General features: G+C 70.0%; 7 protein-coding genes. All 7 read right to left on the bottom strand.

What is annotated here, in order from left to right; translation table 11 throughout:
• Nucleotides 1–100: 100 nt before the first annotated feature.
• Nucleotides 101–1087, bottom strand: a complete 987-nt coding sequence (locus tag VF794_RS26025; RefSeq protein WP_331114945.1) for a YheT family hydrolase — start codon at nucleotides 1085–1087, stop codon at nucleotides 101–103.
• A 13-nt stretch (nucleotides 1088–1100) separates the two neighbouring features.
• Entirely contained in the window at nucleotides 1101–1400 is a 300-nt protein-coding gene (locus tag VF794_RS26020; RefSeq protein ID WP_331114942.1) for a YkgJ family cysteine cluster protein, read from the bottom strand.
• Nucleotides 1397–2524 carry a hypothetical protein gene (locus tag VF794_RS26015; protein WP_331114940.1) on the bottom strand — a complete coding sequence of 376 codons (1128 nt, stop codon included), beginning with the start codon at nucleotides 2522–2524 and terminating at the stop codon, nucleotides 1397–1399. The genes VF794_RS26020 and VF794_RS26015 overlap by 4 nt, the downstream gene beginning before the upstream one ends.
• Before the next feature lie 20 nt (nucleotides 2525–2544).
• Complete coding sequence (locus VF794_RS26010; RefSeq protein WP_331114938.1) at nucleotides 2545–3498, bottom strand: GNAT family N-acetyltransferase; 954 nt, start codon at nucleotides 3496–3498, stop codon at nucleotides 2545–2547.
• A gap of 78 nt (nucleotides 3499–3576) precedes the next feature.
• Nucleotides 3577–3999: a cytochrome C oxidase subunit IV family protein gene (locus VF794_RS26005; RefSeq protein ID WP_331114936.1), complete on the bottom strand. Its 423-nt coding sequence runs from the start codon at nucleotides 3997–3999 to the stop codon at nucleotides 3577–3579.
• A 15-nt stretch (nucleotides 4000–4014) separates the two neighbouring features.
• Entirely contained in the window at nucleotides 4015–4683 is a 669-nt protein-coding gene (locus VF794_RS26000; RefSeq protein WP_331114935.1) for a cytochrome c oxidase subunit 3 family protein, read from the bottom strand.
• A partial coding sequence (locus tag VF794_RS25995) for a cbb3-type cytochrome c oxidase subunit I (RefSeq protein WP_331114933.1) occupies nucleotides 4673–5237 on the bottom strand: 565 nt, incomplete at its 5' end. The genes VF794_RS26000 and VF794_RS25995, both read right to left, overlap by 11 nt.

The following is a 5237-nucleotide window of genomic DNA, read 5'->3' as shown; positions in this document are numbered from 1 at the left end:
GGCGGGGCGGCGGTGAAGGTGGGGGATGGGTGGGCCGCCCGTCGCGAGGCAGGTGGGGTGGGTTGGGGATGGGGATCCCTGTGTGGAGAGCCCGGCCGGGTCACCCCGGCCGGGCGCTCGCATTGCGGGTGGAGAGGAAGGCCAGCATCTGTGCCTCGCCCCAGAAACTGGGAGCGAAGGTGCCACCGGCGACGTGGCCCACGTGGCCGCCCTGCTCGGTGACGACGAGATGCAGGTGGGGGTTGGAGGCCACGTCCCGAGGGTGGGTGGAGGCGGGAATCATCGGGTCGTCCTTGGCGCTCAGCAGCAGCGTGGGACGGCGGATGGCGTGGAGGCGGGGACCCGACGAAGCCTCGGCGTAATAGTGGGTGGCGTCGCGGAAGCCGTGGAGCGGGGCGGTGACGGCGTCATCGAAGCCGCGGATGGTGCTCGCGCGCTCCATGGCCTGGCGGTCGAAGACGGCAGGGAAGCGTCGGAGCTTCTCGCGGGCCTTGTGCTTGAGGGTGCGCAGGAAGCGCGCGCGGTAGAGGCGGTGGAAGGGGCCGGGCCCGTCGAGCGTGTCCGCGCAGGCGCCCAGGTCGTAGGGCGCGCTCATGGCGGCGGCGGCGTCCACGGGGGAGGAGTCCCCCGTCTCCTCCATCAACCGCAGCAGCACGTTGGCGCCGAGCGAGAATCCCACCGCGTAGAGCGGGCCGGTGAGGCGCTCGCGCAGGTGCTTCATCACCGAGAGCGCGTCGCCGATGTCGCCCGAGTGGTAGGAGCGGGCGAGGCGGTTGGGCTCGCCGCTACAGGAGCGGAAGTTGATGGCGGTGGCGCCCCAGCCACGCTCGGCGGCGCCACGGAGGATGGCGGTGATGTAGCCGGCGCGTGAGGAGCCCTCCAGCCCATGGAGGGTCACCACGTGAGGGGCGCCCGAGACACCGTCGAAGGAGTCGAGGTCGACGAAGTCCCCGTCGGGCAGCTCCCAGCGCTCGCGCTTGAGGGCAGGTGCGTGCGTGGGGCGGACGAGCGAGGCGTAGATGGTCTGCGCGTGGGGCGAGGCGAGGCCGCGCGCGGGAGCGAAGGGCTCGGTGGGTTGGAAGCTCACGGCCCGGGGGATATCACCGGCGGCGGGCCTGACGCATGGAGGAACAGCCGCCCTGGCGGACGGCGTCGGCCTCGGCCGTCAGTCCGAAGAGGTCGAGGTACTTCTGGACGCGCTCGTCGAGGGTAGGGGCCTCGATGAGGCGGCAGACGTCGTCGGCCGCATAGTCCCGGCAGACCTGGGGCCGCCGGTCGTACACCCCACACAGGTTGTCGGCGGTGAGGTGGGGGCAGCGCAGGCCGAGCGGCTTGTCGAGCGCGGCGATGTCGGGGGCGACGCAGCAGGCGCCACAGCGGGTGCATTCCGGGGTGCTCAACGTGCGGCCTCGCCCTGGGTCACGTTGCTCACGCTGCCCAGGTTGCTCACCTGGAGGGAGACGGACTGGCCCTTCTTCCACGAGAGGAACTCGGACTCGTTCCGGGGCTCCAGCTCGTGCCGCTTCACCCCGCCGTCCTGGTATTCGATGCGGACGAGGTACTTCTCCTCGTGGCGCAGCCGGTCGACGGCGCCCACGCGAAGCTCCGGCCAGCGGGGGGCGCTGTCGTTGCCGGATGCGCGCGCGGGCGGGCCCATATCCGTCCAGGCGTAGGTGTCATAGGTGCAGCTCACGTCGTAGACGGGCTCGGTGCGGTAGCGCGTTCGGGTGTGGCAGTCCTCGTAGGACTCGTCGCAGTACTTGGGGACGTCGTCGCAGACCTCCTTCATGTAGCCGTTGCCCAGCTTCTGGCGCGTGCACTTCTCCTCGGTGCCGCACTGCACCCGGCGCGTCTTGTCCTCGCACACGCGCTCGGTGCCGTCAGCCACCTGGCGGGTGCCGCGCTGGCGACGGGTGCAGTCGCGGATGTTCTCCACGCCGGGCCGCTCGCCCTGGCCGTTGACGGGCATGCGAGGAGCGGTGGTGGAGAGCCCGTCGCGCCAGCCCGTCTGGCTCACGCGCTGGAAGGACTCCCGCTGCACGGTGCGTGTCCACTCGGTGGAGACGACCTGGCCGGTGACGCCGTGGGTGCGCGAGCCCCAGAAGGAGAACAGGCCACCGCCGAAGCAGGGCAGGAGGAGCACGAGGTAGAGCCACCTGCGCGAGCTCTTGGGCGCGCGGGGGAACTCCGGCTCGGGGGGCGGAGCGGCATCGGGGTCGGGCTCGGCGGAGAGGGCGCGCGAGGTGGAGGAGCGCTCGGCACGGCAGTGGCGGCAGAGGGGTGTGTCGCCCCGGTTGGAGGCACCGCAGTAGTCACAGAACCAGTCCGCCCCTGCGGCGGCGGCGGAGAGGGCCTTCTCGTCGGTGACGCTCTGCTCCTCACCGAACTCGAACTCGGACTCCTGGCCAGTCTCCTCGCGCGGGTTGTTGCAGTTGGGGCAGTTGCGGTGCCGCGCGGGGATGTTCCGCGTGTCGCAGGAGGTGCAGTTCCAGGTGCCCTCGATGAGGCGGGTGCGCTTGGCCATGGGCCCATCCTAGCGGGTCCTCAGACCCACAGCCCACGCGGCACCGGGAGGAGGGGGGACAGAGGCAGCGCCGGGCGCAGGGGCCGCACCATGGGCAGCGAGCCCTGGCGGGCCGCGCGGGTGGCGCCCTCCACGAGGGGAAGGAGGGCGGCGAGGCCGGGCTCCTCCCAGAGCACCACGCGGGAGAGGCCGGAGCGTGAGGCCTCGCGTCGGGCGGCCTCGAGGAGCGCGGTGGCGTCCTCGAGCGAGCGGGCCTCGAACATCAGCACCGTGAGCTCGGCGCTTCGGCCCACGAGCCCCCAGAGGGCGGTGGAGTCCCCCACGGTGGCGCCAACGGAAGCGGGAAGCGAGCAGCCGAGGTGCTCGACATAGATGCGCCCGCGCTCGAGGTGCCAGTCGAGCTGGGCGGGCGAGGGCCAGAAGAAGAAGGGCACCTCGGGGCGGCGCAGGCGACCGAGGACACGGGGGAGGTCCGATTCACGCAGCAGCTCCGCCACGGACTCGCCGGGAGCACCGGGAGCGGGGGAGAGCTGCCAGTCCCAGGCGGGCAGCTCCTGGTAGCCCGAGCGCGCGTAGATGCGGGGACCCACGTCGGAGAAGAGGAGGCCCGCGTGGGCACGCGGCTGGCGCTCCAACTCGGCGGCGAGCAGGTCCATCAACCGGGTGGCGTACCCCCGGCCGCGGAGGCGCTCCTCGGTGAAGACGCTGGCGATGGCGAAGCTGTCGCCGGGGAGCAGCTCCCCCCCGGGGGGGCGCAGGAAGCTGTCGGTGCGGAACGTCTCGCAGGAGGCGAGCACGGAGCCCCCCTCGTCGCACAGCAGCCAGGTGCGCATGTCGGCGCGGGACCAGGGGTGGGCGCGCAGGCGCTGCTCGCGGGCGGCATAGCCCTCGACGTTGAGCAGGGTGCCCCACTCGGAGTGGGTGAGCGCGTCGCGCTCGGCCTTCTGTGCTTCGGTGGCTTCAACGAGGTGCATGGACAACCCCGCAAAGGAAACGCGGCGCCGGGGGGTGAACCTCGGCGCCGCGGGGGTACAGCGGGAAGACGCGCTTGCTTACGGAGTGGTATCCGGCGACTTCAGCATCCCGCCGTAGCGACCCGCCTGCCCGGTCTCCACCGGCCAGGCCGGCGTGGTGGCGGACGGCAGGGTGGGGCGGAAGCGGGTACCGATGTCGAAGAGCGTGAAGAGCAGCAGCAGGACGACGAACACCAGGGAGCTGACGAACACCAGCCGGCTGGCGCCCTGGTGCTCGGCCAGGTGCATGAAGTACAGCGCCACCAGACTGCCCTTGACCGAGGCAATCACCAGCGCGAGCGCCAGGCCCCAGTCGGGCAGGTGCATGCGACCCGTCACCACCGTCACCACGGTGAGCACCATCAGCGCCCCCCAGATCAGGATGTACTTCCCAGGTCCGGAGTGGTGCTCATCGCGCATCTCGTGGTCTTCCTTGAACGACTCATTGGCCATCGCGGACATGAGCGGAGGGCTCCCTTAAATGAGGTACAGCATGGGGAAGAGGAAGATCCACACCAGGTCGACGAGGTGCCAGTACATGCTGCCCAGCTCGACGGCGGTGTAGTTGCGGTAGCTGAACTCGTTCCTCATCGCCTTGGTCGTCACCCACGCCAGCACGGCCATGCCGATGATGACGTGGAAGGCGTGCAGGCCGGTCGAGAGGAAGTAGATGGTGAAGTACATCGACACGCCGGGCAGCTGGATGCCCTCGAAGCGGTAGTACGGGCCGGGCAGCTGTCCCTCGTGGAACTTGTGCGCGTACTCGAAGTACTTGATCACCAGGAAGGCGCACGCCATCAGGATGGTGAGCACGAACATCAGCACCACCTGCTTGTTCTTCGCCTCCTTGGCGTAGTGCACCGCCATGGCGGCGGTGAACGAGGAGGTGATGAGCACCAGGGTGTTGATGGTGCCCATCGTCAGGTCCAGCTGACGGCTGGCCGCGGCGAACGCCTCCGGGAAGAAGAAGCGGTAGTTCGCGTAGATGACGAACAGGCCGGCGAAGAGCAGGATTTCCGTGGCCAGGAAGAGCCACATGCCCAGCCGGGCCGCGTGGTTCTGCACCTCGAGCGAGGCGAAGTGCGCGGCGACCTGAGGCACATGAGGAGCGCCGGCCGTCCCGGCGGTGGCGGAGCTAGACTGCATCGGGCACCTCGGCCTTCTTGGGATCCACGTAGAAGTGGGGCTCCTCGGAGTAGGTGGGCTGCGGCCCCACGAAGTTGTGGGTCGGGGGCGGAGACTCGGTCAGCCACTCATAGCCCCGGCTGCGCCACGGGTTGGCGGCGGCGCGGCGGCCGAACACCAGGCCATGCGTCAGGTAGATGGCCGAGATGAGGAAGCCGAACGCCAGCAGCGACGCACCCGCGGTGGAGGCCACGTTGAGCGCTTGGAAGCGCTCCGGGTACTCGTAGTAGCGGCGCGGCATGCCCGCGTTGCCCAGGAGGAACTGGGGGATGAAGGTGGCGTTGAAGCCCAGGATGATGAGCGCCGCGGACACCAGGCCCCACCCCTCGTGGTACGTCTTCCCGAACATCTTCGGGAACCAGTAGTGGAGGGCCGCCATGAAGGCCATGATGGTCGCGCCCACCATGATGAAGTGGAAGTGCGCCACCACGAAGTAGGTGTCGTGCCAGGGCACGTCCAGCGACGCCGTGGCGAACGCCACGCCCGTCATGCCGCCGAACACGGTGAAGTAGAGG

Origin of the sequence: Archangium sp. (genome assembly GCF_036389735.1) — a bacterium.
Lineage (GTDB): Bacteria > Myxococcota > Myxococcia > Myxococcales > Myxococcaceae > Archangium.
The sequence above is the reverse complement of the archived record's forward strand: the minus strand, read 5'-3'. Positions and strand labels throughout refer to the sequence as shown.